The sequence below is a fragment of the Pseudalkalibacillus decolorationis genome (assembly GCF_024609785.1).
GTDB lineage: Bacteria > Bacillota > Bacilli > Bacillales > Fictibacillaceae > Pseudalkalibacillus > Pseudalkalibacillus decolorationis.
Genome location: NZ_JANHJQ010000006.1, coordinates 66,653 through 91,702, shown reverse-complemented (window position 1 = coordinate 91,702; position 25,050 = coordinate 66,653). Strand labels below are relative to the sequence as shown.

At 41.2% G+C, this 25,050-nt stretch carries 21 protein-coding genes; 7 read left to right on the top strand and 14 right to left on the bottom strand.

Features of this window, described 5'->3' with window-relative positions:
* Positions 1-16 precede the first annotated feature (16 nt).
* The 9 genes from tnpB to NON16_RS07370 all read right to left on the bottom strand — a co-directional run bounded on the left by tnpB (position 17) and on the right by NON16_RS07370 (position 7,476).
* Entirely contained in the window at positions 17-1,192 is a 1,176-nt protein-coding gene (gene tnpB, locus NON16_RS07410) for an IS200/IS605 family element RNA-guided endonuclease TnpB (protein ID WP_257348174.1), read from the bottom strand.
* A 113-nt stretch (positions 1,193-1,305) separates the two neighbouring features.
* On the bottom strand, positions 1,306-1,635 hold the full coding sequence (locus NON16_RS07405) for a hypothetical protein (protein ID WP_257348173.1): 330 nt from the start codon (positions 1,633-1,635) through the stop codon (positions 1,306-1,308).
* Positions 1,636-2,090: 455 nt separating this feature from the next.
* Complete coding sequence (locus NON16_RS07400; RefSeq protein WP_257348172.1) at positions 2,091-2,489, bottom strand: hypothetical protein; 399 nt, start codon at positions 2,487-2,489, stop codon at positions 2,091-2,093.
* A 142-nt stretch (positions 2,490-2,631) separates the two neighbouring features.
* Positions 2,632-3,015, bottom strand: coding sequence for a hypothetical protein (locus NON16_RS07395; protein WP_257348171.1), 384 nt, complete (start codon positions 3,013-3,015; stop codon positions 2,632-2,634).
* A 14-nt stretch (positions 3,016-3,029) separates the two neighbouring features.
* A complete protein-coding gene (locus tag NON16_RS07390; protein ID WP_257348170.1) occupies positions 3,030-4,916 on the bottom strand; it encodes a ribonuclease YeeF family protein in 1,887 nt (628 codons plus the stop codon).
* Between the two features lie 19 nt (positions 4,917-4,935).
* Entirely contained in the window at positions 4,936-5,235 is a 300-nt protein-coding gene (locus tag NON16_RS07385; RefSeq protein WP_257348169.1) for a YwqI/YxiC family protein, read from the bottom strand.
* Entirely contained in the window at positions 5,235-5,663 is a 429-nt protein-coding gene (locus tag NON16_RS07380) for a DUF5082 domain-containing protein (protein ID WP_257348168.1), read from the bottom strand. Before NON16_RS07380 ends, NON16_RS07385 begins: the two co-directional genes overlap by 1 nt.
* Positions 5,664-5,959: 296 nt before the next feature.
* Positions 5,960-6,367, bottom strand: a complete 408-nt coding sequence (locus NON16_RS07375; RefSeq protein WP_257348166.1) for a hypothetical protein — start codon at positions 6,365-6,367, stop codon at positions 5,960-5,962.
* Positions 6,364-7,476: a hypothetical protein gene (locus NON16_RS07370; protein WP_257348164.1), complete on the bottom strand. Its 1,113-nt coding sequence runs from the start codon at positions 7,474-7,476 to the stop codon at positions 6,364-6,366. Before NON16_RS07370 ends, NON16_RS07375 begins: the two co-directional genes overlap by 4 nt.
* Before the next feature lie 234 nt (positions 7,477-7,710).
* On the opposite strand from NON16_RS07370, the gene NON16_RS07365 reads away from it, so the two are divergent.
* Positions 7,711-8,754, top strand: a complete 1,044-nt coding sequence (locus tag NON16_RS07365) for a tetratricopeptide repeat protein (protein WP_257348163.1) — start codon at positions 7,711-7,713, stop codon at positions 8,752-8,754.
* A gap of 646 nt (positions 8,755-9,400) precedes the next feature.
* Here the strand turns inward: NON16_RS07365 and panF are convergent.
* Complete coding sequence (gene panF / locus NON16_RS07360) at positions 9,401-10,846, bottom strand: sodium/pantothenate symporter (protein WP_257348161.1); 1,446 nt, start codon at positions 10,844-10,846, stop codon at positions 9,401-9,403.
* Entirely contained in the window at positions 10,843-11,133 is a 291-nt protein-coding gene (locus NON16_RS07355; RefSeq protein ID WP_257348160.1) for a YhdT family protein, read from the bottom strand. Before NON16_RS07355 ends, panF begins: the two co-directional genes overlap by 4 nt.
* A gap of 258 nt (positions 11,134-11,391) precedes the next feature.
* Between NON16_RS07355 and tagU the strand changes: the two genes are divergently transcribed.
* Positions 11,392-12,330: a polyisoprenyl-teichoic acid--peptidoglycan teichoic acid transferase TagU gene (gene tagU, locus NON16_RS07350; RefSeq protein WP_257348159.1), complete on the top strand. Its 939-nt coding sequence runs from the start codon at positions 11,392-11,394 to the stop codon at positions 12,328-12,330.
* Positions 12,331-13,491: 1,161 nt separating this feature from the next.
* On the top strand, positions 13,492-14,376 hold the full coding sequence (locus NON16_RS07345) for a YegS/Rv2252/BmrU family lipid kinase (protein WP_257348158.1): 885 nt from the start codon (positions 13,492-13,494) through the stop codon (positions 14,374-14,376).
* Positions 14,377-14,519: 143 nt separating this feature from the next.
* On the opposite strand, the gene NON16_RS07340 is transcribed toward NON16_RS07345, so the two are convergent.
* On the bottom strand, positions 14,520-15,974 hold the full coding sequence (locus NON16_RS07340; protein ID WP_257348157.1) for a phospholipase D family protein: 1,455 nt from the start codon (positions 15,972-15,974) through the stop codon (positions 14,520-14,522).
* Between the two features lie 198 nt (positions 15,975-16,172).
* Positions 16,173-19,496: a 5'-nucleotidase C-terminal domain-containing protein gene (locus NON16_RS07335; protein ID WP_257348156.1), complete on the bottom strand. Its 3,324-nt coding sequence runs from the start codon at positions 19,494-19,496 to the stop codon at positions 16,173-16,175.
* Between the two features lie 267 nt (positions 19,497-19,763).
* Between NON16_RS07335 and NON16_RS07330 the strand changes: the two genes are divergently transcribed.
* The 3 genes from NON16_RS07330 to NON16_RS07320 all read left to right on the top strand — a co-directional run bounded on the left by NON16_RS07330 (position 19,764) and on the right by NON16_RS07320 (position 22,798).
* Positions 19,764-19,997 (top strand): Spo0E family sporulation regulatory protein-aspartic acid phosphatase, encoded by a 234-nt coding sequence (locus NON16_RS07330; protein WP_257348152.1) that lies wholly within the window; start codon positions 19,764-19,766, stop codon positions 19,995-19,997.
* Between the two features lie 448 nt (positions 19,998-20,445).
* Entirely contained in the window at positions 20,446-22,098 is a 1,653-nt protein-coding gene (locus tag NON16_RS07325) for a hypothetical protein (RefSeq protein ID WP_257348151.1), read from the top strand.
* Positions 22,099-22,102: 4 nt separating this feature from the next.
* Positions 22,103-22,798, top strand: coding sequence for an OmpA/MotB family protein (locus NON16_RS07320; RefSeq protein ID WP_257348150.1), 696 nt, complete (start codon positions 22,103-22,105; stop codon positions 22,796-22,798).
* A 103-nt stretch (positions 22,799-22,901) separates the two neighbouring features.
* On the opposite strand, the gene NON16_RS07315 is transcribed toward NON16_RS07320, so the two are convergent.
* A complete protein-coding gene (locus NON16_RS07315; RefSeq protein WP_257348149.1) occupies positions 22,902-24,320 on the bottom strand; it encodes an alkaline phosphatase in 1,419 nt (472 codons plus the stop codon).
* Between the two features lie 408 nt (positions 24,321-24,728).
* Between NON16_RS07315 and NON16_RS07310 the strand changes: the two genes are divergently transcribed.
* Positions 24,729-25,013: an AbrB/MazE/SpoVT family DNA-binding domain-containing protein gene (locus tag NON16_RS07310; protein WP_257348147.1), complete on the top strand. Its 285-nt coding sequence runs from the start codon at positions 24,729-24,731 to the stop codon at positions 25,011-25,013.
* Positions 25,014-25,050 lie beyond the last annotated feature (37 nt).

Here is a 25,050-nt window from a genome sequence, read left to right as displayed (position 1 = left end):
ACCCACTAGTTATGGATTAGGCGATCCCCGCAGTCCCTGCGGTTAGAAGCCTTATAGCTTCATTTTTGAGATTTATACTTGCGTTAAGATCTCGATCATGATGAGTATGGCACTGCGGACAGTTCCATTCACGTAATCCTAGATTTTTAACGTCTTTGTTTTGGTAGCTGCAACAAGAACACAGTTGACTGCTGGCAAAGTTTTTTGAAACGGTCACGACTTGTTTACCGTACCATTTGGACTTGTATTCAATCATTTTTTTGAAGTGTGACCAGGATACCTCACTGATTGCTTTTGCAAGATGATGGTTTTTCATCATATTGGAAACGGTCAAATCTTCCATCCCGATTATGTCGTGGTTTTTGACAATGTCAGTGGAGATTTTGTCCAGATAGTCTTTTCTTGCATTTGCAATCTTTTCGTGGATACGTGTCACTTTCCTTTTCGCTTTGTACCAGTTTTCACCGCCTATCGTTCGTCTGTTCATCACTTTTTGTGCTTTCGCTAACTTTTCCTCTAGTGAACGGAAAAACCTTGGATTGGGGTAGACGGTTCCATCCGAAAGAATAGCAACATTTTTTAGACCAACGTCCACTCCAATCGACGTGTTGGTTTTCGGTAATGGAATGATTTCCGTTTCTGTCATTAGAGAAACAAAATATTTACCAGAGGGCTTTCGTCTGACGGTAACACTCAAAATTCGTCCTTGGACTTCACGGCTTTTTGCAAAGCGGACAAGGCCAAGTTTGGGCATTTTAATAGAGTTGTTTAGGACAGCAATATTTCCGTTAGTAAATTTCGTGGTATAGGATTGAACAGGATTCTTTTTAGACTTCAAACGTGGCTGTTTCGTTTGCTTTTTGTAATGGCGGTTATAGGAATCAGCTAAATTTTCTACTGATTTTTGCAAAGCAATACGATCGACTTCCTTCAAAAAAGGATAATGCTTCTTTAGTTCGGGGAGCACTTTTACTGTATCGTATTTGTTAAACCATTTTCCTTTCCAGTTATTCGCTGGAAGCTGACCATTTTGAACCATTTCTTCGACGATATACCAATAAGCGTCCTTTTCTTTTTGTTTACTAAGAAAGAAGTTGAATACAAATCTTGAACAGCCAATGGTTTTATTAATAAGTTCGATCTGTGTGTGATTGGGATATATCCGAAATTGATAGGCTTTATGAATCAACATGATTTCACCCCTACAATTTAACAGGAACATTTGTTCTTATTATATCATAAGGAGGAAAGTTTTGGCTATCACCAACCAAAATTCATCTCCCTCTTATCGCTGGGTTTCAGCATTTACGCGATTGAAGAGGGAGTCTTCTCTCGGGTAAAGATAAAATCATATGTAGAGTTTGTAGCAACATCTGCTCGCTCATCTAATCCATCCGCAAAAGAATTTACTCCATCAAATGCACCAAGCGTCATATAATTGCCAAAGTCATACCAGGAATTTGTTGCTTTATCGATCCGTTCCTCTAATCCGTTCATGAAACCGTCTCCAAATTCTTTAAAGCTATTTAGTGTCTCTAAGAACGGATTCTCTTCTTCCTTTTTTTCTAATTCTTCAAGTTCTTTTATTCGGGCACGTGCTATCGCCTGCTCTTCTTTAAACTTCAGATAGTCCATTGATTGTTGCTCTGCTTTTCCCTTCAGCGGTAGATCTCACTTGTTTGGTACGCAGACGCATCAAAATGGATAGGTGAGATTTGATTACCCTGTCGAGAGGCATTTCTCATCTCTTGGAATAACCCCTGTGTCATTCGTTCAGCATCTACTGAGTTCTGGTACTCTTCTTTCCAGTAGACACATCAAGGAGCTTAACGGCATCAAAAAAACCATCGTGAGACCGATAAAAATGTCGACGAAAACAATTTACACGAAGGTCTCACGGATGGTTCTTTTATAATTCTTACCCGTTGTATTTCATTTTACAATTATCGTTTTTGATTAACTTTTCGTGAATTAATATATTTAGGGAGATATCCTAAAAGACCGGGGTAAGAGTGGTGCAGTTATTATTGCAATTTACAGCTCAAATTATTATTAACAAAAACATAAGAAAAAAAAACGGAAGTGACACTTTATGTTAATAATTCTTTTGGATAAGGTTTCTTTTCCTCTATAATTTCTACTTCACTTATATCGACGTACTTAGAGTACATATACTTATCAGTGCGTTCAAATCCATATTTATTTGCAAGGCTCGTATTTGTTGTGTCTAATAACACATTGTCCTTACCCCCGTCTGAAACTGGGAATAGTTCACCTTTATACTTTGCCAATGGATTTATACGAAACACATCATCAGTTTCTTGAACTGAAACTACCTTTATATATACACTATTGTTTGTTTTAGAGTGTTCGAATCCTAAGTTTAAATCTGCATGGTCTCTACTAATTAATTCTATTTTGCCGTCGCTAGTTTTACTACAACGATATTCTTTTCCCCCATAAATTGCATACATCCCTTTTTTAAACATAAATCTATCCTTCTTATACCTGGAATTACCAGTTCAAATTGAATAGAACCATCGGTCCCATTATTAGAAAATGCTAGATTCGACTTCAAATCAAGCCCTATTCGAACTTCACAGCACCTTTCTGGAAGGGTTAACAACGCTACTAGTCTAACGAATATGGCTTTGTTTCCTCTACAATCTCTACCTCACTATAATCAACGTACTTTGAGTATAAGTACTTATCTGTACGGTCAAAGTCGTATTGTTCAGCAAGTTGGGCATCCGGTGTAGACAGTAACACTTTTCCTTTGCTTCCCTCTGTGGCTCCAAACTTATTACCTTTATATATTCCATCGGAATATATATAATATAGATCATCAATTTTACTTACACGAACATCCATTGTATAAACGTTCTCAGCAAGATGTACAAATCCCTTTGATGTATCGCTTTTATTGTTGCTAATTAGTCTTATCGTTTGATCGTCAATACGCCTAAATCTATATTCATTTCCGTTATACAATGCGTAAGTTCCTGTTCTAATCATCATTACCTCCAGAACTACTTTGTCCTTGCATTTACAAATTTCCCTAAATCTTCATTATAAATACCTTCAAGAAATTCTTCTCCATCAACCACTTTGTACAATTCGGATCCGTGTGTAGGAGCATAGTATCTATCAAATCTAAACTCTGGTATAGTTTTACCATTTCTAGAACCCGTAAAACCGTTTAGAGTACAAGGTGGGTCATCGGTGTTGGAGCCTCCAAATCTACCTCCATATGGAATTTCCACATTATCAGTGAATTCGGTTTTAAACTTCACAACCCCATATGGCCCTCCTCCTTCTGGATATGGTCTATTACCGTTCTTATCAACATAGTCCAATCTTAGACTCTCAATAAAATCATCGTATGACTTTATTTCTTCTACATCAACTGCTTTAGCAACATAACCCCCGAGTTTGGTATAAGAACCATCTAAATACTTACTAATATCACTCACTGGGATTGTTTTCTGAATAAGTGTATCTTTTGTTATAGGTGGTACAGCACCTCTAATAGCTTTTAGTTTTTCTAGCTCAGTATCTGTTAACGAATTCATTGGTTTTAATTTTAAATTATTAAACTCTGCTCTTGATAGACCATGATTTTTTAGTACACCATCTAATTGACCATCAAAGCTTTTTACCGTACTTTTTGGAGCTTTAAACTTAGGGGTTTTAGCTTGTAAATGATCAACGCAACGAGCGGCTCCAGCAACGCCTACGATACCCAATGACTGAAAAAGGCTCGCTTGGCGTTGTTCATCCGTTAATTCATTTCCAAACATATCTTTCCCGGTAAAGTATTCACCAAAGCCATTTGCAGAAACTAGTCCGTAAATCCCGAACTCTGCTTTCTCTAAGTTCTTGAATGCTTTCGCGTTTTGGTACGCATCTAGTGCATTATCAGCGGCATTGATACCTTTGGTGGTCTTATAAATAGCGTTTCCGCCTTTAAAAGCCCGTCCAGCCCAACCTACCACGGGAATAAATCCAGCTGCGGCCATAGCTCCAGCTGCTGTTCGTTGGGCAGTAGTTAGTTTTTCGCCAGTAATTGGATCGACACCTTCTGTTGCTCTCAGGTAGTCATAATACCCGCTGAATTCCCCAACAAAGGTTTTCGTTCCGTCCCACAATTTTTCATACCAAGGTCGGTTTTCTAGTTCCTCGAGTTCCTTGATTCGTTCCCGTGCTATTGCCTGCTCTTCCTTGAACTTAAGATAGTCCTTTGACTGTTGTTCCGCTTGCCTTTTTAATTGATAGATCTCACTCGTGTGGTAAGCAGTCGCATTGAAGTGGATTGGGGAAATTTGATTTCCTTGACGAGTGGCATTCATCATTTCCTGAAATAAACCAAAGACAAGTTGCTGGTCATCTACAGTTGTTTCATATTCTGATTTCCAATGAGTATCAAGCTGCTCAACGGCATCAATCGTATTTCGACGTTTCTTTTCTGCCTTAGCCATTTGCTCGTCAAAATGGTCCCGTGGGAAAACATCAAGGGAAACAATATCATTGATACGGCCAAAAATTGTCCGGAGTTCTGATTGTTGGTCTGTAACCATTTCATCCGCTCGCATAGCACTTTGGGAGAGGTCTGATTCAAGAAAAGGAACTTCAACAGTGGTATCACCGGAAAGTTCTTTGTCCCCCGCATCCCCCTCCATTCCGTTAAAAAATGCGATTTGCTGATCCACAAGTCGAAGCCATGATTCCGCCACATCGGTCTGTGCTCGATAGAATCCTTTGATTGCGTCTGCACCTTTTCCTTGAAATTCGTCATCAAGTTCGACGATGCTTTGAAACGATTTTTTTAAAGTGTGCAACTGTTCTCTTAAGGTTTCATAATCCTTTTTTCGGGATGACATTGTATCTAATAAGGTTGGAGCTTCATATACTTTCACAGTCCCCGTCTACCCTTCATTATGTTCTTGTAATGGCCTCGTCCTGCTCTTTCAATGAATCTACATTCGCTTTGGTGTCATCTATATTCTTTTCAACAACGGAAATATATTCCTTTATCATTTTATGAATACCTTGTTCTCTTTCTTGCCAAAAATCCGTATAGCTTAATTTGTTCTGTCCAAGCTGTTCTGAGGGAGGCGGGGCAAGCTGCAAGCTTTCAAGTGCGCTCTTAACCTCCCCAAGCTTCGCCATTACCACAGCATGGTTTAATTTGATCTGTTGACTGGAGGTTCCTCCACCTATTGATCTGACGTGCATTAGAATAACCTCCAATTTATGCTATCGATTTTCGCTTGAATATCATCAAAAGCCTCTTCTCCCTTAGACAACAATTGGTCAGCTTCATTAGCAAGAGCGAAAGCCCCGTCTATAAAGCCTTTTTGCATTTCTAAGGAATTAATCTGCATCTCTATTATTCTTTCATAATCTTCATAGCGGTCATTTCCAATTCGCATCATTGTTTTAAAAGCTTCTCCTCGATCATTTTCAAAATCACCAGATCTAGTACCCATCCAGCTTCTCGCTAGTTCTGGTCGTTGAATTTGATTAATTTCGCCGAGAAGATAACTTTGTTCGTTTCTAATGTCTGACTTTGCTTGCCGTAAGCGGTCAATTTTTTCTTGTACATCACTGGACCTTGAAGAAATTACGTTCTTAAGGTCATTCAGTTCATCAAAGAAACCCATGATTTCACCTCATTATGATTCATGTGAATAGTGTTTTGCTCCTCACAAACCATCGCTTTCCAAATTTAACCTAACCTTATATTACCTATACTAAGGAAGGAGTTCTATCATCTTATTAATAAATTCGAAAAATGAGTATTTTTACATGTGATTTTTGCACTAGATTTGTTTACTACTTTTAGTAAGAATGGTGGTAATGGGGGGAATATAAGGATAACACTATTGAAAGGATTCAAAAAAACCCTATACAATAGGGTCTTTTTGGTTTACAACTAATATTTAATTACACGGCTTGATTATACCAATGACTTTTTAACTCCAAAAGCTCCCTTTTCATCATCCATCGCATATGTTCTTTTATTCCCTAATGCGCCTTTTTCATCATCTACCACATATGTTTTTTTGTTCCCTAATGCACCTTTTTCATCATCTACCACATATGTTTTTTTATTCCCTAACGCACCTTTTTCATCATCTACCACATATGTTTTTTTGTTCCCTAATGCACCTTTTTCATCATCTACCACATATGTTTTTTTACTCCCTAACGCACCCTTTTCATCATCTACCACATATGTTTTTTTGTTCCCTAATGCACCTTTTTCATCATCTACAGCCACCGGATTTGTATCTACTCCTAATGTACCCGCTCCAAATAATAAAGCGGTTGCAGTAAAGGTTGTAAGTAAAGTTTTTTTTCTCATTTTAACGCCTCCATTTCAAAAATTGTATGACTAGCCGTTTGGGCTAATTCATAATAATAAACTGCTTGCTCAAGGTAACTAGCCTTGCTATATGCTTGAGCAATTAATTTAGAATATGACTCCACTGAATCCCATAGTTTTTTCTGCCTAAAATAGGTAATACTTTCCTCAAAAAGCTCATTATCAATATTTATATCATTAAGGTATAAAACCTTAACCAATTGAAACTTGTACATGTACTCTTTGTTTACATTTTTTTCAAGGTAAGATAAGGCATTATTTAAGCATTCTAATGCTTCTTCCTTCATTCTGTTACGGCAATATTCTCTATACATTAAGAAAAGTGCCCTAATATAATGCTCATAAGATCGTTCATTTTCTCTATTGATGACTGGTTTCAAATATCGAATCGCAGCCTCTGAAAGTCTTTGTTCTGCATAAAAAAAACCTAAATTATGTAGTACCCGATTAACTAGTTGTACATCATTTATTTTTTTCGAGTACATATAAGCTGTATGGAATTTTTCTTCGGCTAAGTCGTATTGCTTCATGTCGATGTAAATTAATCCATACGCCATTTGACAATCTGCACTACGTATAATATTCTTTTTATCCGAAAGGTTGAACAGGTCATTCGCCTGCTCTAAATGAGTCAGTGAAAAAATCATCTGACTGTTAAAATAGTAAGTTGCCATAATCTTATAATGATATTCTGCATGTAAAAAATTATCTTCGATGTGATCAATGTACTTAACAGCATGCTCATACTTAGTTATTGACAACTCATAATTACCTTGTAAATAAGCATAATGCCCCATGTAGAAATGATAGTAAAATTTCAACTCTTCTGTAAGAACCTCTTCATATGGCTCTATAATATTCATACTTTCTTCAGCTTTCTCATTATCTTTTATTAATAGATAAAAATTCAATTCTATTAATTTTGCTTGTAAGAATAAAGACGAGTCCTTAACTGTTAAATAATCTAACTGCTTTGTTATGTTTTCTTTCATTTTCGTTGCATTCTGGATATCATTTTCAAGTATATAAGCGTTCCAGCTATTTAGTTGAGTGTTTAAATCTTGAGAAATTAATGCGGCTTGTCCCATGATAACCCTCCAACGGTGTATTACTATTATAATAGCACACGTGGTAATTTGTGGATATTGGGAAAATTCAGTCAAATTAGAGTGAATATTCAAGGTGTTTTGGGGTGGGTTTTCCCAAGTTGGCCTTTAAGTCGGACCAAGTACAGCTATTCAATAGACATTCGAAACCACCTTCTACTCATACATATGAATGATACAATGGTAAAAATGCGATTATTCAGAGGGGGCGTTTTGATGAAAGATCTAGGTGTAAGTCCATTGCTCGTTAAATTTTTGACAGGGGAAGCAGTGAATAAACCGTCTGTGGCAGCGGTTTCTGGAAATTACACTCAGCTGATTGTTGAAAAGATGGATGACTTCCCAATGCTGATGAGTAAGAATGAAATGTCAATGAAATGCGGGGATTGTAGCGAGATAGGAACATATGACGTGGGAACAGTACTCGTCAACAAAGAGAAGCTTCAAGGTGAAGGTGAAACGGAGGATGCTCTACAATTTACGGGTTACTTTCGATGTGAATCCTGTAATAGCGCTGGCAATTGGGAGATTACTCGAGACCATCTTATTCGTGTGACCACTGCTTTACAAATGACGGATGGTCCGGTCAAGGATGATCGTTTTGCCGTTGGAGAGTACCAATTATTCGATGGAACTACGCATCAATTTGCAACAGATAGCGAGGAGTACCTTTTAAAAAAGATGCTTTCAGATGACGATGCTGATGACAGAGCATTGATTTGGAATAAACTTGGGAATGTGTATTGGAAGGGGAACCGGCCTGACTTGGCAGTAGCAGCATTTGAACGCTCAATTGAGTTGGGTGCGGGTCACAGCGAATCACAATTTTCACTTGGGCAAATTTTGAACCGGGCAGATGAATTGGAGAAAGCTGCTTTCCATTATCGGAAAATGTTAGTCGGAGCGCGCCATTATAAGAATTTGGATGCAACAGAGTTTAGGGAGTTATTAGCGAACGGACTGCTCGACCTCTTTTCCATTACTGCTCAATCTGAAGGAACGATCCAGGCCCTTCCAACAAGAGAAGATCTAAAATTAAGCGATTCTGAGGCTAGTGAATTTGGGGATTACTTCAACCTGGACTTTGAACCAAATCTGGATGATCCGATGTCGTTTTACCCTATAGCTGAGATCTTTATGGGAAAAAGACAAAAAGAGCTACGGGCCGATGAAAGGACCTATACACCAGTCATTAGCATCGCACGGCAACGAAAGCGGAAACTTGAACAAAAGCGGCGAAAGAAGAAGAAGCGCCGGTAAGTTAACTCGATCAAACGTTTGATTCACTATCATCGAGTAAGGCATAAATTCAGAGGGCGTATCTTGGTGGTCATTCTATCAAACTGGGGTTTGGATGATAAAAGTTGAATGAGGCTGAATTGTGGAATTCCTAGCTGGAAAAATCGAAATGTGGATGAAATGCAGAAATCGCGGATGATAAAATTGAAATGCGGATGAAATAAGGAAGTCCCGGATGGAAAAATTGAAATTTAGCTGATATACCTGAAATTCGTCTAATAAATCTGGAGATCCGCCCTTCAAACCTTCACAACGGACCTCAAAAATGCATCAATTGCCTTAAAGGGCGCAAAGCGGAAGGGTTTCCGCTTTGTTCAGATCATTTATTTAATTTTTTAGGGATGTTACTGCTGAAAGAATGCGGAATCTCCTAAATACATAGGGGATAATCGGATATCATTGCAGCTCATATATCTTCGCAGCAGCGCTATACGTGTTACAAAGCGGATAATTCCGCTTTGTTCTGATCATATTTTATTAGATTTATGGTTCCTTGACTAGAAAAAAGCGGAAAAAGTCACTATTGAATAGATTTGCGGTCAGCAAATCACCATTGTAGAAGTTTCTAGGTCTAGGCACCGTGGAAAACCGTCGAAAAGTGCCCCTCTCAGATGAGTTGATTGGCGCTGTTGTGGCGGTGTTGGGTTAGCAGGCTGAACAAGACGTATCCGAACAGGGATAAGATGACCGGAACAACTACAGTGTGCATGCCGAACAAATTCGGTGAATAGGTATGTAGCACGATGTACGAGCCAACACCAACTGCCATAGAGGCGAGTGCACCTTGAGCATTCCCCTTCTTCCAGTAAAGTCCGAGTACAATTGGCCATATGAATGCCGCTTCCAAGCCGCCGAAGGCAAATAGATTCAACCAAATTAGCAGGTCAGGCGGATTGATCGCCATCAAAAATACGAGGACGCCGATGACTGCTGTCACCCCGATACTCAATGTTTTCACCCGGCGTTCAGATGCATCCGGGCGGACGTAATTGATATAGACATCCTTAATAACCGCGGAGCTGACGAGCAAGAGTAACGAATCGACCGTCGACATTACCGCGGCCATCGGGGCTGCGAGTACAACTCCTGCAAGCCATCCCGGTAACACTTCAAGCGCCAAGAGCGGCATCACTTTATCCCCTACCTCAACTCCCGGAATGACAACACGTGCAAATACGCCAATCAAATGCATACCGAGCATGATAAAACCTACCACGATGGTTCCGATGATCATTGCTCGGTGCATCGCCTTCGAATCTCGGTATGACATCGCACGTACGGAAACCTGCGGCAATCCAACAACCCCGATTCCGACTAAAATCCAGAACGAGGACACGAATGCTGGCGTCAATGATCCATCCGCTCCGAACGGTGAGATAAGCTTCGGGTTTTCAGCCGCGAGCTCAGAAATAATGTTCGGGATTCCGCCACCGGCTACGATCGTTCCAATCAGCAATAGTAATGTCCCGATCAGCATCACTATCCCTTGGATACTGTCGGTGATTGCAACTGCACGAAACCCGCCAATCACAACATAAACAAGCACGGATACGGCAAAAATAAACAGCGAAGCTGTATAAGAAATTCCTGTGAACGACTGGATCAAGCGACCTCCCCCGACCCACTGGGCAGCCATTGCACTGAATAGGAAAACGACGATGCTGAACGCTGACATCAGTACGACCCACTTGCTTTGATAACGTTCTTTCAAAAAGTCAATTAGTGTAACTGCGTTGATTTTCCGAGCGACAATCGCAAACTTTTTCCCTAAGACTGCTAATGTAAAATAGCCCGTAACTAACTGTGACATCGCAAGTAAAACCCAACCGAGGCCTAGGTTATAGGCGACACCTGGCCCACCGATAAAACTGCTTGCACTTCCGAATGTCGCAACCATCGTCAACGCTAAAACAAAACCACCGAGCTGACGGCTCCCTAAAAAGTATTCCTGTAGAAAATCGGGTGCGTTTCTTATATGTTTTGACGCGTATGTACCGACAATGAAAACAAGGATAAGAAATCCGATTAGCGGTAAAACCACATCCCAATTCATCGCGATTCCTCCTCCTCATTGTCATCAAAAGGCACCTCGACAAAAAATACCTTTACCATTATATAGACGAGAATCGAGAACACAACAAAACCGAGCACACAGCTATAGAAAAACCAGGATGGAAATCCTAATATGAACGTGTAATCCTTGACTGGCTTTCCACCAAGGCCGTAGGCGAAGGCGTACCACCAGATGAAGTTGATCATTGCAAGTCCGATACCCATCAATGCTTCCCTGTTGGATATTCGAAAGCGACGGTCTTCATGGATTTTGCTCTTTTTTCCCATGTTCGGATCCTCCTACTTCTCAAATCACAAAATTTATGTCTATAGTTTATCACGACTGTTTTGTATAGACGAATGATTTTTCTTTATCTAGGTCTCCCTTCCTACGCAAAGTCAGATGTTTCTTTTCTGAAAATAGCACCTGCTTGGATCTATTTTATAAAAAAACAGGGTGTTATTCTGCTATTGGATTGGGTTGCACGTTCCTGTATAATCAATTCTAGCGGTAAAATTGCGGTACAGAGGAAAGGGAACTTTTTTATGATAAAAAAACTACTAATTATATTTGCTAGTCTTATAGGGGTCGTTGTGATTGGTGCTGGGGCCTATGCTTATTATTTGTATGATTCTGTGAAGGATACAGCACAGCAAATCCATGAGCCGATTGACCCAGATCGGGAAGCGACTAAGCCGAAGCCGAAAGTGAACAAGGAGGATCTTGAACCGATTTCGATTTTGTTAATGGGGGTGGATGAGCGTCCTGGTGATCGTGGTCGGTCGGATACGATGATTGTTATTACGGTAAATCCGAAAAAGGAATCGATGTACATGTTCAACATTCCGAGGGATACGCGCACGTTGATTGTTGGGCGTGGTGAGCAGGATAAAATCAATCATGCTTACGCGTTTGGCGGTACGAAGATGGCGGTTGAAACGGTAGAACATTTTCTTGATATTCCGCTTGATTACTATATAAAAGTGAACATGCAAGGCTTTAAGGACATTGTCAATGCGGTTGGTGGTGTAACGGTCACGAATGAATTTGCTTTTAGTGATGGCGGTTACTCATTTGAAGAAGGTGAGATTCATCTGTCTAGTGAAGAGGCGCTCGCTTATGTACGAATGCGGAAGAAGGATCCGGACGGTGATCTAGGTCGAAACGAGCGTCAGCGTCAGGTCATTAAGGCGGTTATTGATAAAGGGGCAAGCTTCTCGTCCATTACGAAATTCGATGATGTGCTTGATGTGATAAGTGAAAATGTAAAGACGAACATGACGTTTGATGAGATGAAGGATATCCAGGCGCATTACAAAGGTGCGAGGAAGACACTGAAGACGTTTGAAGTTGATGCAACGCCAACCAACATTGATGGCATCTTCTATTTCCTTGTTCCTGAAGAGGAGCGCAATGAAATTACTCAAAAGTTGAAAGAGCATTTGGGGATGGAGACTGGATCGGACCAAACAACTACAAACTAGTGAGTAAGAAAAGCTTAAGTACCCTGTTCAGCTGCGAGGGTCCGCTGGAAAGCCAACGAGGAGGCTCGGTTCTAACAAGTTCGGCTCTGCATGGGAATATATACATGATGTAAATCAGTATGTTGCCGTTGCATGGGGACTGAAGTGAATCAAGGAGTTGGGCGACTTGAAACAAAGGAGCTGTCCCAAAGGTCTACAAAAAAGACTTTTTGTTTTTGGGGCAGCTCTCTTTATGTATTAAGAAAAGCGGAAGCGCCTTGACCAGGTGCGACAAGCGCTGGAGATTCTGTAACATAACACGCTTTTTGTGTTTGTGGAAGAATCGAAGCGACCTCGAGCACCTAGGCGCTGAAGCTAGACATTGCATCTATGCAGCAAAATTTTATACTTTCTTTACTTCACAAAAAAATCGCCTCTTTCGTTATAAGGTAAGCAACCAAACTCAACAAAATAACATAATCGGAGGCGATTTTCGCTGGAAGGCCGTGAGAAAGTGAATATGTATAATTTGGGCTAATCGCTACACAACTTCCTAAAGCAGGCGGAACAGTACCTATTAAATCAGGAAGGACTCCAATAGGAAAAAATCATCTCTTTCCTTATTATTATCCTCGTGTCCCGACTCTTTAAGTTGAATTATTCTTGATATGGATGAATTCCATGTTTTCCGGATGAATTATCCTCGATACGGACGAATTCCAGGTTTTCTGGATGAATTATCCTCAATACGGACGAATTCCAGGTTTTCTGGATGAATTATCCTTGGTACGGATGAATTCCGGAAATTATGGATGAATTATTTTGAGAAGTTCTATAAATCTATCGGTTTTTCATATAATATGTTATTTTTATACCCTTATAGAAGAATTATCGCTACTGTCGCTGCCTTAGTGAGACCGAAATTGCTCCAAGGGGTTGGACCGGTGGACCTAGACAGTACATCTTCTATGCATTCAATTTTTTACCTTCTTACCTTATGGAATGAATCTTCTGGGCGAAATAGTCCTAGAAGGTTTTATTTTTTTCGAGTGGAGTGATGAGTAACATCGGTAATAAAAACATACAAATATTTGAGGGTTAGGTTGTTTGTTTACAGGGTAAATATGGTTAGAAGGGAAAATTCAAAAAAGTGTACATAAATTGTTATTAGGAGGCGATATCATGAAAAAGGCGATGATCATACTTAATCCTTCTTCTGGGAAAGAAGAAGCTCAAGATAATCAGTCAAAGGTTGAGGACGTTTTGCGAAACAAAGGCTATGATGTGATCATTAAGGTTACTAAGAAAGAACTTGATGCTCTCGGATTTGCGCGGTCTTCATGCGAAGAGGCATTCGATGTTGTCGTTTCAATGGGTGGTGACGGGACGCTGAACGAAACGATAAACGGCCTTGCCGATCAAAAGCATTGTCCGAACTTTGGGATCATTCCGATGGGCACGGTGAACGACTTTGCTAGGGCGCTTGATATTCCGCTCGATTGTGAAGCTGCGATTGATGTTATTCAAAATGATAAGACTCGACCAGTAGACATCGGCAAAGTGAATGATCGCTATTTTATGAACATTATCGCGGTTGGCGCAATCGCCGAAGCTTCCTTTTCTGTATCTCCTAAGCAAAAAACAATACTCGGTCCACTGGCTTATATGATCGAGGGCATTAAAAGTCTTAGTTCGAAAAAGGCAATAGAGGTTACACTTAAACATGACCAAGGAATATGGAATGGCGAGGCAATGCTCGTTCTTGCCGCATTAACCAATTCGGTTGGCGGTTTTGAAAAAATTGCCCCTGATGCGGAAATCGATGATGGGAAGCTGAAGTGTATTGTAGTAAAGGATGTCGCATTGCCAAAATTCATAAAGCTTACAACTGAATTGTTGCGTGGTGAGCTTGTGAATGATCCAGATGTTGAGTACATTAGTACATCAAAGCTTGAGATCTCCTCTACAGAAAAAGAACTTATCTCAAACATCGATGGCGAGAAAGGCGAAAAGCTACCACTGAAAATCGAAGTCTTGCCAAGACATCTGGATATTTATGTTCCTTAATAGTAAAAGTAAAAAGGAGTAAGAACATTCACGTTTCTTATCTCCTTTTAGATTAACCTTTTTAATTCCTATTTTTACTTTTAAGCTTGAAAACAAATGAGGACCTAATTGAATTCATAGGATGTTTGTTTCCCCATTTGTCCTCAATACGTCGTCAGTCTTAGGAACTTTTGAATCGCATAGACTCCTCGTTGCAGATAGGTGAGCTTGCTTTCGTGTTTTTCATAATCGACGGTGTATTTTCCATCTTTATTGTTCCAAATCCGATCGAAGTACTGATCCACCTCTATAGCTAACTTCGAATCAGTCGGAGCTTTCATTCTTAAATCTGCCTCTAAGTTAAAAGGTTCAAGATTTCGCTTCGTGAAGTTTGCCGACCCTCCAATGATTGTCGCATTATCCTTCCCTTTTACAAACATCATTTTCGTATGATATTGCTCTTGGGTCGTGTTGTACCAACGTATTTCGATTTTCCCTTTCGAATCCTCAATCATCTCCATCGCGACAGGTCGGTTTGGAAGTCCGGTTTTCTGATTCCCGAATGCGTTTTCGTTCGGGTCAAGGACAAGCTTGACGTCGACTCCACGATTGGCAGCATCTATAAGCGGTGTGATGACAGATCGGTCGGCGATATAAAACATCCCAAGCCAAATCTCGTCCCCTTGTTCGGTTTGCTCAATGGCCGCTACGACATGCTCCTGAATTTTACCCTCGGTTAAAAATTGAATTTCATATGGTCCAGTTGATTTACTGCTGTTTGTCTTTTTAAAATCAGGAAGCTTAACATCCCCTGCCATATTCGCAACCGCCTGTTCAGATTTCAGGATCTCTTTGATAATCGGACCCTTCACTTCGAATGCGATGTTCCCGTGGTAAGCTGAAGCATCGTGCGGATTTCCTGATGTGATTAACGCACTATTGTCTGTGACGACGACTTTACGGTGGTTCGCTTTTACGTTTAAAAGCTTCAAATAAGAACGTGCTGTAAAGTCTGGTGCGGTGCTTGCGAACGGATTCCGGATCCAGCCATCGCCTTCTGTCCCAAACCACTGGACGAACATCCGCCAGAATCCTGAATAAAGCGGTGTCGGATCCCGAAGCTTATTCAAGTTCGTATAGACTACTTCTACACCGTGGCCCTTAAGCTCATCTAAAAGCTTTGAAGGATAAGAACCGTAGCCAGTATTGACGCGGTCAGTGATAAAAACAACCTCGATATCAGGGTTATCCTTTTTCTTTTTGATGATCGTATCAGCGAGGTTTTTGCTAATTGGAGGAAAGGATGTATTTGGCTCATAGTACCCGTTGAAGAGAAACAGGTCGAGCACGATATAATCATCCGCATCGGTAATCATTTCGTTAATCCGATCAAAAATGACATGTTCATGCATAACCTCCCCGTCCTTTGGATAGGTGAGATCATAGTAAAACTTGATGTCATCAACCCTGTAAACTTCACTCTCGTAATTAATATCTTTTGGAATTGGTTTATATGTATGGTAAATCATCGTACCAATATAAATTAGAAGTAGTGCTGAGACAACTGTCCAAATAATCGTCTTCTTTCGTTTAATATGTGACTTTTTCAACTTGTTCATTCCCCCATCTCTCTAATCTGATTGTAGGGTTCGATAGTAGAAAAGACAAGTAGTCCTTACACATTAGAGTTAGAAAAGCGGAAGCGCCCTGTTCAGGTGTGATAAAGAAAACTTAGTATTTTTATACTTTCTTAACGTGCAAAATAAAAAGCAGGGGCTCAAACCTTCAAGCTTGGCCACCTGCTTTCGTCTATTCTGCTATTGCTTCCCCGATTTTTGTTCTAGAATTTGATTGATTGCTTTAATTAATTCGTTTGCAAACGTTTCGTCTATCGTTTTACCGCTCTTTCTTTCCGTATAACGCTTGATTGACGATAACATAGCGTTCTGGACGTGTTCATTTCGAGCGTGTTGAGCAACAAGAATCCGTACTTGGAGAGATCGGTACGTTCCTCGATTTGTGATTAAGCCGTTTTCATAAGCTTCATCAACCATCTCATCGAGTTCATCGATTATTGCTGGCCCATCAATGACAATTGTAAAAGACTGTACTTCTTCTTTATTAAAGTTGTTGTCGATAGAACGGATTTCAATGGTATGTGTTCCTTCTTCTGACAACGTCAATGTGTTACCATCAAACGTCGTCCACTCACCGTCATTGACGCGGTATTCGGTCTTCATGACGCCGATGCCTTCGCCGTCCGTAGCTTCAACAGTAAACGTTACGTCTGCTTCATTCACTTGATCTTCACCGACATTCCCATCAACCGTTACTGTTGTTGTCGGAGCCATATAGTCGCTACTGATCCGGGCGTCTGGATGAACTTCAATCGGCTCGTCAAAGCTTTCAATATAGTTGATCGTTGCTTCAAGATCATTCGGTCCTTGAACAGGGTTTTCGGCTAACTCATCTAAACGATAGTCATCCGTTCCGTGCGGGTACATGTAGTTGTTCACGACTACTGTATATGTTTCATCTGGTTGGACTTCACTTCCATCTGGCAAGTAAAGGCTGACAACTTCATTCGTTGCTTCATTCCACGTATAACGGAATCCTGAAATGCTTACATCCGGTCCATATTTTGGATTAAATTGGGTATTTAAGACCTTACGAAGGTCATCACCAGTCACATCAAGCTTGACCAACATGTTTCCGAATGGCTGGATATTGTACAGCTCGCCCCATGTGATCGGTCCTGCATCGAGATCATCTCGAATTCCGCCGCCATTCATCAAGGCAAAATCAGCTTCCATCTCCCAACGCATGCCCTCTGCGATCAAGTTTCCAAGTGCATTGTCTCCGTAAAGCCCTTTCGTCGCATAGCCACCTTCAAGAGAGATCGCTGCTTCTCCAACGACTTCATTCAACTTCGGTCCGACCATTTCAAGGTACTTGTCTAAAATCGCTGTAATTTCAGCATCTGGTGTGATCCCGCTTTGGACGACATCGACGACTTCTGCTGATTTTTTTACAATGTCATTCGTTGCAGGGTCGATTTCGAGGTCAACGTCTGCGAACGCTTTTCCATATTCCCAAGCTTGTACGATCAACTTGTTATCGACTACTGCGTTTACTTTTACATGGTTATGTGCGGCAAAAATGACATCGACTGCGTCGTTAATGTTTGTAGCTAGGTCAGCGACTTCACCTGTTGCTGTGTCGCCTGATTGGGTGCCTGGCTCATGCGCAAGAACGACAATCGCCTCGACACCTTGTTCGCGAAGCTCTGTCACGTATTTATTTACAGCTTCTGCTTCATCTGTAAAACGAATGTTCTGAATGCCGTCTGGGATAACCATTGATGGTGTTTCTGTTGTGACGATACCGATGAACCCGACTTTTGTTCCACCGACTTCAAGAATGGTGTAAGGATCGAGGACGAGTTCACTAGTATCCTTATATTCTACGTTCGCTGCGACCATTGGAAAATTAATACCGTCGTAATTCTCAGTACCTTCTGGATGATCGCCGCCCTCAATGAGACGAAGCATTTCATCGACACCTTCGTCGAATTCATGGTTTCCAAGTGTTCCTACGTCAAAGCCCATGGCCTCCATCATTTCAACGGTCGGCTCATCCTGTAAAAGGGCAGAAACCGGTGAACTTGCTCCGACCATATCTCCTGAATGTACAGTCAATGTGTTCGGGTTTGTTGCTTCGCGCTCATTCAAATAAGCTGCAAGATAGTCCATGCGGCCGTATTTCACGCCATCAACTGTACCGGTTACATCCACTTTTCCGTGGAGGTCGTTGACACCTAGCAGCTGCACCTTGATGTTATCACTCGTGCCGCCACCTACTGCCGTATAGCCTGCATCAATTGCATCCTGTTCTTCAAAGAAAAAGACACGGTTTTCTACAGGGATGTCCTCCCACTTTTCAGGAGCAACGTATTGTTTTGTAAAATAGTCGCCGACATACTTGTCAGGACCGCCACGCAGGTTAAAGCGGAATTCATATGGAAGTTCCTCAATCGGGTTCTCTGGATTCCACATTCCACGTCCGTTATCAACTGCTTCTTTCGCTGCTGCACTATAAGATTCAAAGTGTTCTAGATTTGGATAGATAAAATAAGGAACTGCACGTCCAAGGCGTACCATTTCTTCGTTTACGTCCATATCGCCTTTGTGGATGTGGGCAAGCAAACGTCCATAATTATCTAATGGTTCTTCGCCAACCTCGATCGTTACTTCAGTTCCTGGTGGTAGCAAACGTTGAAGCTCTTCTTTTGCTGCAACCGCATGCTCTCCTTGAGATTGTCCATTGTAGTTCGTTTCAGGTGTATCAATAGAAAGCATACGAACCTTAGTCGTACCAATGACCGGATCTGTAAGATGAACAGTGTCACCATCTACAACACTTTCAATTGTGCTTGTGTAGGTTTCCTTCGGTTCTGGTGCTGGAGGCTGATCCTCTAGCAAACTGAAGTCAGATGCTTTTGTCGGTAAAAGCTGATAGTCATTGTACTGACCTACGATTGCAGTGACGCTGTACCACTTTCCTTCTTGAAGCGTGGAAACGTCAATACCAGTAGACTCTTCTACACGCAGAATAGTGCCCTGCATCGAATCATCAATAAACGAAATGTTATAGCCTCCGCCAGCTGGACTAGACGGGATAGACTGAATGAATCCAGTAACAGTAACGCGCGAACCTTCGAGCGGCTCCGCTTCATTGTTGTAAAGTGTTGCTAGATCAATAGATTGTGCTGCCGGAAGTTCATTCCCTTCCGATACAACAGTTACACTGGTAGGTTCGATTTCAGTCAGGCCACGATAGGAAGTAATTTCTCCCGTAACTTCAATCTTTTGACCTTCCTCTAAAACCGCTAGATTCTCATTAAATGAAAAAACGTTAATTCCCGCTGTATCATCTTGTATGTATGCGGACAGATTGCTGCCGGTAAAGTCAGCGGTAACGATCCCTTCAACCGTAACCGTTTGACCGTTCATTGTTTTTGCATCTGAAATCGGGGTAACAGCCGTTTCTTCAGCCTGGACTAATCCTGCTGGCAAAAGCGTTAAGAGCATAGCAAAAATCGCCAGAAGACTCGTCCATCTTTTTATAGTAGGTTTATACATAAAAAGACCTCCTAGTTTTGGATTAAAACCTTTCTTTCTAACTCTACTAGACTTTCATTGACATTGTATGAATTTTTTGTAAAATTACCGATAAATCGTTCCTAGTAACTATAAATAGGTCTGACAACCGAGCTAAATGGCATGTTTTAACAGAAAAGAGTAAATAGGGCTATCAAACTAGTTTATAGTTTACAACCGATTGATTTTATTGTAAGTTAATGTATATAAATGGAATTGATTTCAACTAAGTTCTAGGCGGAGGCGTAAATGAACGATACGAAACGTACCAATTTACATGTAACCGATGAAATTTATTTACTGCAGCAATTATTGTATGAATATAGTAAATTGATCGATACCTATTCCGATCCTACCATTGTACGAATCAGCCAACTACTGGATACAAAGCTTAACCAACTCCAAACCTACAAGAAAAGCGGAAGCGCCCTGATAGGTGCGAAAAGCGCGGGAGAATCTGCAAGATGTATCAAAGAGGATTGAACAGCATGTTATCGATCTCTTGTAACCATACGAATTCTTTCTTTGTCACCAACATTTTTTCCATCTTCGTTTCTACTGTCCTCATTATACCATCTTCAGAAACAGAATACAAACACTCGTTCCCTTTATAATGATTCAATAACGATGAGTAGGGCAATCAATGGACCGCATATGATGAATAGGAACTTGCCTATATGGGCCAGCCCTCCGATTCAAAATATTCTCGTCTAAGAAAAGCGTAAGCGCCCTGGTTAGCCCCGAAGGTCACTGGAAGGCCAACGAGGAGGCTGTCGCCGCCGCAGGAGGACTGAAGTGATCAAGGGGTTGGGCGCTGGAGCTAGACATTGCATCTATGCATCCGAATTTTATACTTTCTTAACGTCCAAAAAAATGGGCAAGTTCCCCTAGACCGTTCATAGACTAGTTAGTAGTCAAGGGGGAATGTAGCTTGGAAAATCTTACGCTCATCGTAGTTGGGATCATTGGATTTATTACCATATTCGGCATAATCGGCAATTTTCAAGCTCGAATCAAGCTTGCCGACTGGCTGAAAGAATTGAAACAGATGGACGCAACGTCCCAGAGTAGACGACCTCAGTGGATGGTTGACGCGATGGAGGATTACCGCTCCTATCATCTCGCAGGGGTTACCAACGTCAATAGCCCTGTACTCATTGAAAAGCATTTAATGAAGCAGCCGATCCGGGTACTCGGTATTTTTCGCGTCCCGACCGGAAATGTAATCCGGCTTTTGCACGGACTGCCTTCACTCTCAATCGTCGTTGGTGTACTCGGAACATTTATCGGCCTCACCCTCGCAATTATGGCAATGCAGGAAACGCTTGTCGGAATCGGTAATCAGCCGGGGGAATCGACCTTATCCGTTTCATCGATTGTCACTGCGATTTCCGAGCCTTTTAAAGGGATGAGTATTGCTTTCGTCACAAGTATCGCAGGGATCGGAAGCTCACTTTGTCTCGTAGTTGTCCAAACCGGCTTTTTAACAGGAGGAACGTCACTCAGTTATCTACAGGATCGGCTTATCACCGAGGCAGAGAGCTTTCTCGACCATGTTCTTCAGGAACAGCTCCAAAACGAAAAGCCAAAGGATTCATTAGAGCGACTTCTCGACAGACTGATTACGAAGGTCCAGGAAAGCTTTCAGGCTAGTATCGGTGATTTTAGCGAAAAGATGGTTGGTTTTACCGCAGGGTTAGAGGAAGCGATGACCGATGTGAAGGGAATTCTTCACGCACAACGGGAACACACAGAGCAATTCAAGCACAGCACCGACACCCTAGTCGCTTTCGGTGATCGCTTTTCAGATACAATTACCAAGCTGGAATCTGTTCAGCATTCGGTCGATAAAAGTCTTGCCAAGCTCGGTGAACACGTATCAGGCTTTGAAAAACAATACAAGCGTACGAGTGAACAGCTTGATCAAGGTCAAAAGCGAATGGAACAGGTTTTACAGCGCTCAGACCGAACAATGGAAGAAGCACACAAAAAAACCGAGGAGATTGCCCGATCTCTTATTACTGGGGTAGAACAGGTTCATCAACGTTCGGACCGGACGCTAGAGGAAGCCCAAAAGAAAACCGAAGAACTTGGCCGTGGCCTCATCTCTGGCGTCGATTCGGTCCTCTCCCGCTATGAAACGAAAAACGAGGATTTCGAACGGCGGATGGCTCAGCAGAATGATGAATGGTTTTACCGGTATCAGGATAAAAACGAGCAGTATGGCCGTGCTTCGGAATCCTTTGCCAGCTCGGTGCAACATCTTGAAAAAGCATGGTACGGCACAATCGAGACATTTAAGCGGGATTTTATCGACCAACTCGGCCATATGTTTGAACGCGAACGACAATCGAAATATGATAACGGCGGTCGTGAACAGGAGACGCGGGAGTTGATTCGTGCACTTGATGCCGTCTATCAAAACCTTTCTCGCGAATTTAAACAGACGCATCAATATTTTGGTGATGTCTATCATGTGCTGCAGAGATTGCTTGATGCGACGGTCCAATCAGCGAACGTGAGGCACGAGCGCGATCAATATGAACCACGTCGGATTACCATTCACGACTCCCAGCAGCGGTGATGCTATGAGGAGACGTAGATGGAACAACTCAGAAGATGACATGCAAAATTTCTTTTGGCCTTCTTTTACCGATATGATGGCAATGATGGTACTCGTGATGCTGTTTATTGCGATCATTGCTTATATCCAAAGCATCTACAACGCCTACGAGCAGACAGAGGTGCGGAATGAACTTGCTAAGGTTGCGAATGTGAAAAAGCACATTTCTGACCTCATTGAAAAAAGGCTTGAGGAAAACGTTGGGAAGGATAAAATCATTCGCGGACCGAACAATACGATTTCTGTCGAAGGAAGCATCCTTTTTGATACCGGCAGTTCAGAGATTAGCGACAAAGGGAAGGTTGTGCTGGAACATCTTGCCGATGCACTAGTGCAAATTATTGATGAACAAGACCTGAGCCAATATCTCTATATTATTCTTGTTGAGGGGCATACCGATTCGGTTCCGTACGACAACTGGACGCTTTCAACCGAACGGGCTGTATCCGTTGTCAAATATATGGCTAAGGTGAATCCGAAGTTCCAGAATCCTAAGTACGCACAGTATATTGCCGCTACTGGTTACTCGGAATACAAGCCGATCGCCAAAGGGTCATCGGATGAAGCGTTGCAAAAAAACCGACGCATTAGTTTCCAGATCATCCTTGACGACAATAAATGGCAGGATAAATTGAAGCACATCCTTAAGGATTATAATTGACGTCAACAAAAAGAAAACTTGGCTAAGGTGTATCTATAACCGCTTAACGGAAAAAGAGAGGGGCGGCCTCATTGGTCTGAACCCCTCTCTTCAACCTTACTATTTAATCACGTTCATTATTATCTTCATTTTCTTCGTCATTGCCCTTAACAATTGTATCGTGGATCACCTCAGCAATGAGTGTGTTATTGATTGTTCCGGTAAACTTTTCAGATTGTGGTCCGTACGAATACACTGGAACATCAACAGCAGTGTGACCAGTTGTTGTCCATCCAATTAGTGCGCGATCACTAATCACTTTTGCCACACCTGAGGCTGAATTTTCAGCATTTTTAATCGCTTGAATTTCCTTTTCAGTAAGGTCTTTGATCCCTGTAAACTGGGACATTACTTCTTGAATATTGCTCTTTTCTACGTTAATTTTAGCACCGATGAATTCTGCAGAACGTGTTACGTTACGGATAACATCTTTGTTAAATCCGTACGTTCCGTTAGCACCGATGGACATTCCACCCGTTTCATGATCCGCTGTTACAATGACTAATGTATTTTTGTCTTTCTTCGCAAATTCCAACGCTTCTTTTACCGCAGCATCGAATGCAAGAGTTTCATGAATATTAGCAGCAGGAAGATTGGCATGACCGGCGTGATCAATTCGCCCTCCTTCTACCATTAAGAAAAATCCATCTTTATCATCTTCTAAGGTATCAATTGCCTTTGAGGTCATTTTAGAAAGAGCAGGTTCATCCGTTAGCTCTCTATCCAGTTCCCATGTCATATGGCTGTTATTAAAGAGTCCTAAAAGCTTGTCACCTTTTGTTTTTTCGAGGGAGCTTTTGTCATCAACATATGTGTATCCTTTTTCTTTAGCCACTTGTAAAAGGTCTTTACTATCGGTACGTTTCCCACCTTCTGCTTTCGAGATGAATTGACGCTTCCCACCGCCAAGTAGTACTTCCACACCGTGATTTAACATCTGTACAGCAATTTCATTTTCTTTATTACGATCGTCAATATGAGATGCGAATGCTGCTGGTGTTGCGTGTGTAATTCGAGCTGTTGTTACAAGCCCAGTTGATTTATCTTTATCTTCAGCAGATTCTAAAACGGTTTTTACATCAAAATGTTGTTCATGCTCCGTATGTTCTTTTTGCTTAGGAGCTTGACCCAATACACCATTGTCTGTTTTGTGTCCCGCGGAAAAAGCTGTTGCAGCTGCAGCGGAATCAGTTACAGTATTATCGTGGGAAAATGTTTTAGCAAGTCCAACGTTCTCAAATTGGTTCATTGTCAGTTGCCCTGACCCGTAACCTTCTCCTTTTATATAGGAGGCCGCTGAAACCTGATTGGATCCCATTCCATCACCTATTAAAAGAATTACATTTTCCGGTGTCCGGTTATTAGTCTTATATGAAGCTTTTATGTCTTCTTCCGCCTTGGTAATTCCTGATGACAGAAGTGCAGTTGTGGTCAAAGCCCCTGCTAGTGCAACGGCTCCGATTTTCTTGAATTTGGGCCTCAAAAGAAAAACCTCCTGATAAAGTAATTAATTCATCTATCACTCTATCAGAAGGTTGTTAATTTCAGATTAAATTGTTTTTAATAAATTATGAATCTATGTTAATTTTGTAAATCACTTCAATGTACCCCCCTGAAATTTCATACGTGTCACCGAAACCGCCTCATTTTTTCTTTTTATTTAAAAATAAGGTTAATTTTCAGCGAGGGCGACATGTTTCACCTATATGCTACGAATGTTATATACGAGAGTATCACAACAAGCTTTAGCTTTTCTCTTTTAAAAGAGTTACGTGCATAAACTGTCAAAACTCTCAAAATATTCACATTTTAAGGGTAATAGTACTTGTTGTTTGTTGGAAATGAAGGTACTATTAAACTATTAAAATATTTTCCAATATTGGAGGTTATTATGAAGTCTACCGGTGTGGTTCGAAAAGTTGATGAACTTGGAAGAATTGTTATCCCGAAAGAGTTACGGAGAACGATGAACATTAACGAAAGAGATCCAATGGAAATTTTCGTTGATGGAGAAAAGATTATTATTAAGAAGTATGAATCTCGTATGACGTGCGCAGTTACTGGTGAGGTTTCTGATCATAACTTGAATTTGTTCGACGGAAAGCTTGTTCTGAGTCCGGAAGGGGCAGAAATGCTTGTCAATGAGCTGAAAAAGCAAGCCTTACCTACTGCTTAAAGATAGACGTTGTATCTATGCAGTAAATTTTTAGATT

What these genes read in the sequence shown, in the direction of transcription:
- tnpB (WP_257348174.1), bottom strand. Translation starts at nt 1,192, where the DNA reads ATGTTGATTCATAAAGCCTATCAATTTCGGATATATCCCAATCACACA.
- NON16_RS07405 (WP_257348173.1), bottom strand. Translation starts at nt 1,635, where the DNA reads ATGGACTATCTGAAGTTTAAAGAAGAGCAGGCGATAGCACGTGCCCGA.
- NON16_RS07400 (WP_257348172.1), bottom strand. Translation starts at nt 2,489, where the DNA reads ATGTTTAAAAAAGGGATGTATGCAATTTATGGGGGAAAAGAATATCGT.
- NON16_RS07395 (WP_257348171.1), bottom strand. Translation starts at nt 3,015, where the DNA reads ATGATTAGAACAGGAACTTACGCATTGTATAACGGAAATGAATATAGA.
- NON16_RS07385 (WP_257348169.1), bottom strand. Translation starts at nt 5,235, where the DNA reads ATGCACGTCAGATCAATAGGTGGAGGAACCTCCAGTCAACAGATCAAA.
- NON16_RS07380 (WP_257348168.1), bottom strand. Translation starts at nt 5,663, where the DNA reads ATGGGTTTCTTTGATGAACTGAATGACCTTAAGAACGTAATTTCTTCA.
- NON16_RS07375 (WP_257348166.1), bottom strand. Translation starts at nt 6,367, where the DNA reads ATGAGAAAAAAAACTTTACTTACAACCTTTACTGCAACCGCTTTATTA.
- NON16_RS07370 (WP_257348164.1), bottom strand. Translation starts at nt 7,476, where the DNA reads ATGGGACAAGCCGCATTAATTTCTCAAGATTTAAACACTCAACTAAAT.
- NON16_RS07365 (WP_257348163.1), top strand. Translation starts at nt 7,711, where the DNA reads ATGAAAGATCTAGGTGTAAGTCCATTGCTCGTTAAATTTTTGACAGGG.
- panF (WP_257348161.1), bottom strand. Translation starts at nt 10,846, where the DNA reads ATGAATTGGGATGTGGTTTTACCGCTAATCGGATTTCTTATCCTTGTT.
- NON16_RS07355 (WP_257348160.1), bottom strand. Translation starts at nt 11,133, where the DNA reads ATGGGAAAAAAGAGCAAAATCCATGAAGACCGTCGCTTTCGAATATCC.
- tagU (WP_257348159.1), top strand. Translation starts at nt 11,392, where the DNA reads ATGATAAAAAAACTACTAATTATATTTGCTAGTCTTATAGGGGTCGTT.
- NON16_RS07345 (WP_257348158.1), top strand. Translation starts at nt 13,492, where the DNA reads ATGAAAAAGGCGATGATCATACTTAATCCTTCTTCTGGGAAAGAAGAA.
- NON16_RS07340 (WP_257348157.1), bottom strand. Translation starts at nt 15,974, where the DNA reads ATGAACAAGTTGAAAAAGTCACATATTAAACGAAAGAAGACGATTATT.
- NON16_RS07335 (WP_257348156.1), bottom strand. Translation starts at nt 19,496, where the DNA reads ATGTATAAACCTACTATAAAAAGATGGACGAGTCTTCTGGCGATTTTT.
- NON16_RS07330 (WP_257348152.1), top strand. Translation starts at nt 19,764, where the DNA reads ATGAACGATACGAAACGTACCAATTTACATGTAACCGATGAAATTTAT.
- NON16_RS07320 (WP_257348150.1), top strand. Translation starts at nt 22,103, where the DNA reads ATGAGGAGACGTAGATGGAACAACTCAGAAGATGACATGCAAAATTTC.
- NON16_RS07310 (WP_257348147.1), top strand. Translation starts at nt 24,729, where the DNA reads ATGAAGTCTACCGGTGTGGTTCGAAAAGTTGATGAACTTGGAAGAATT.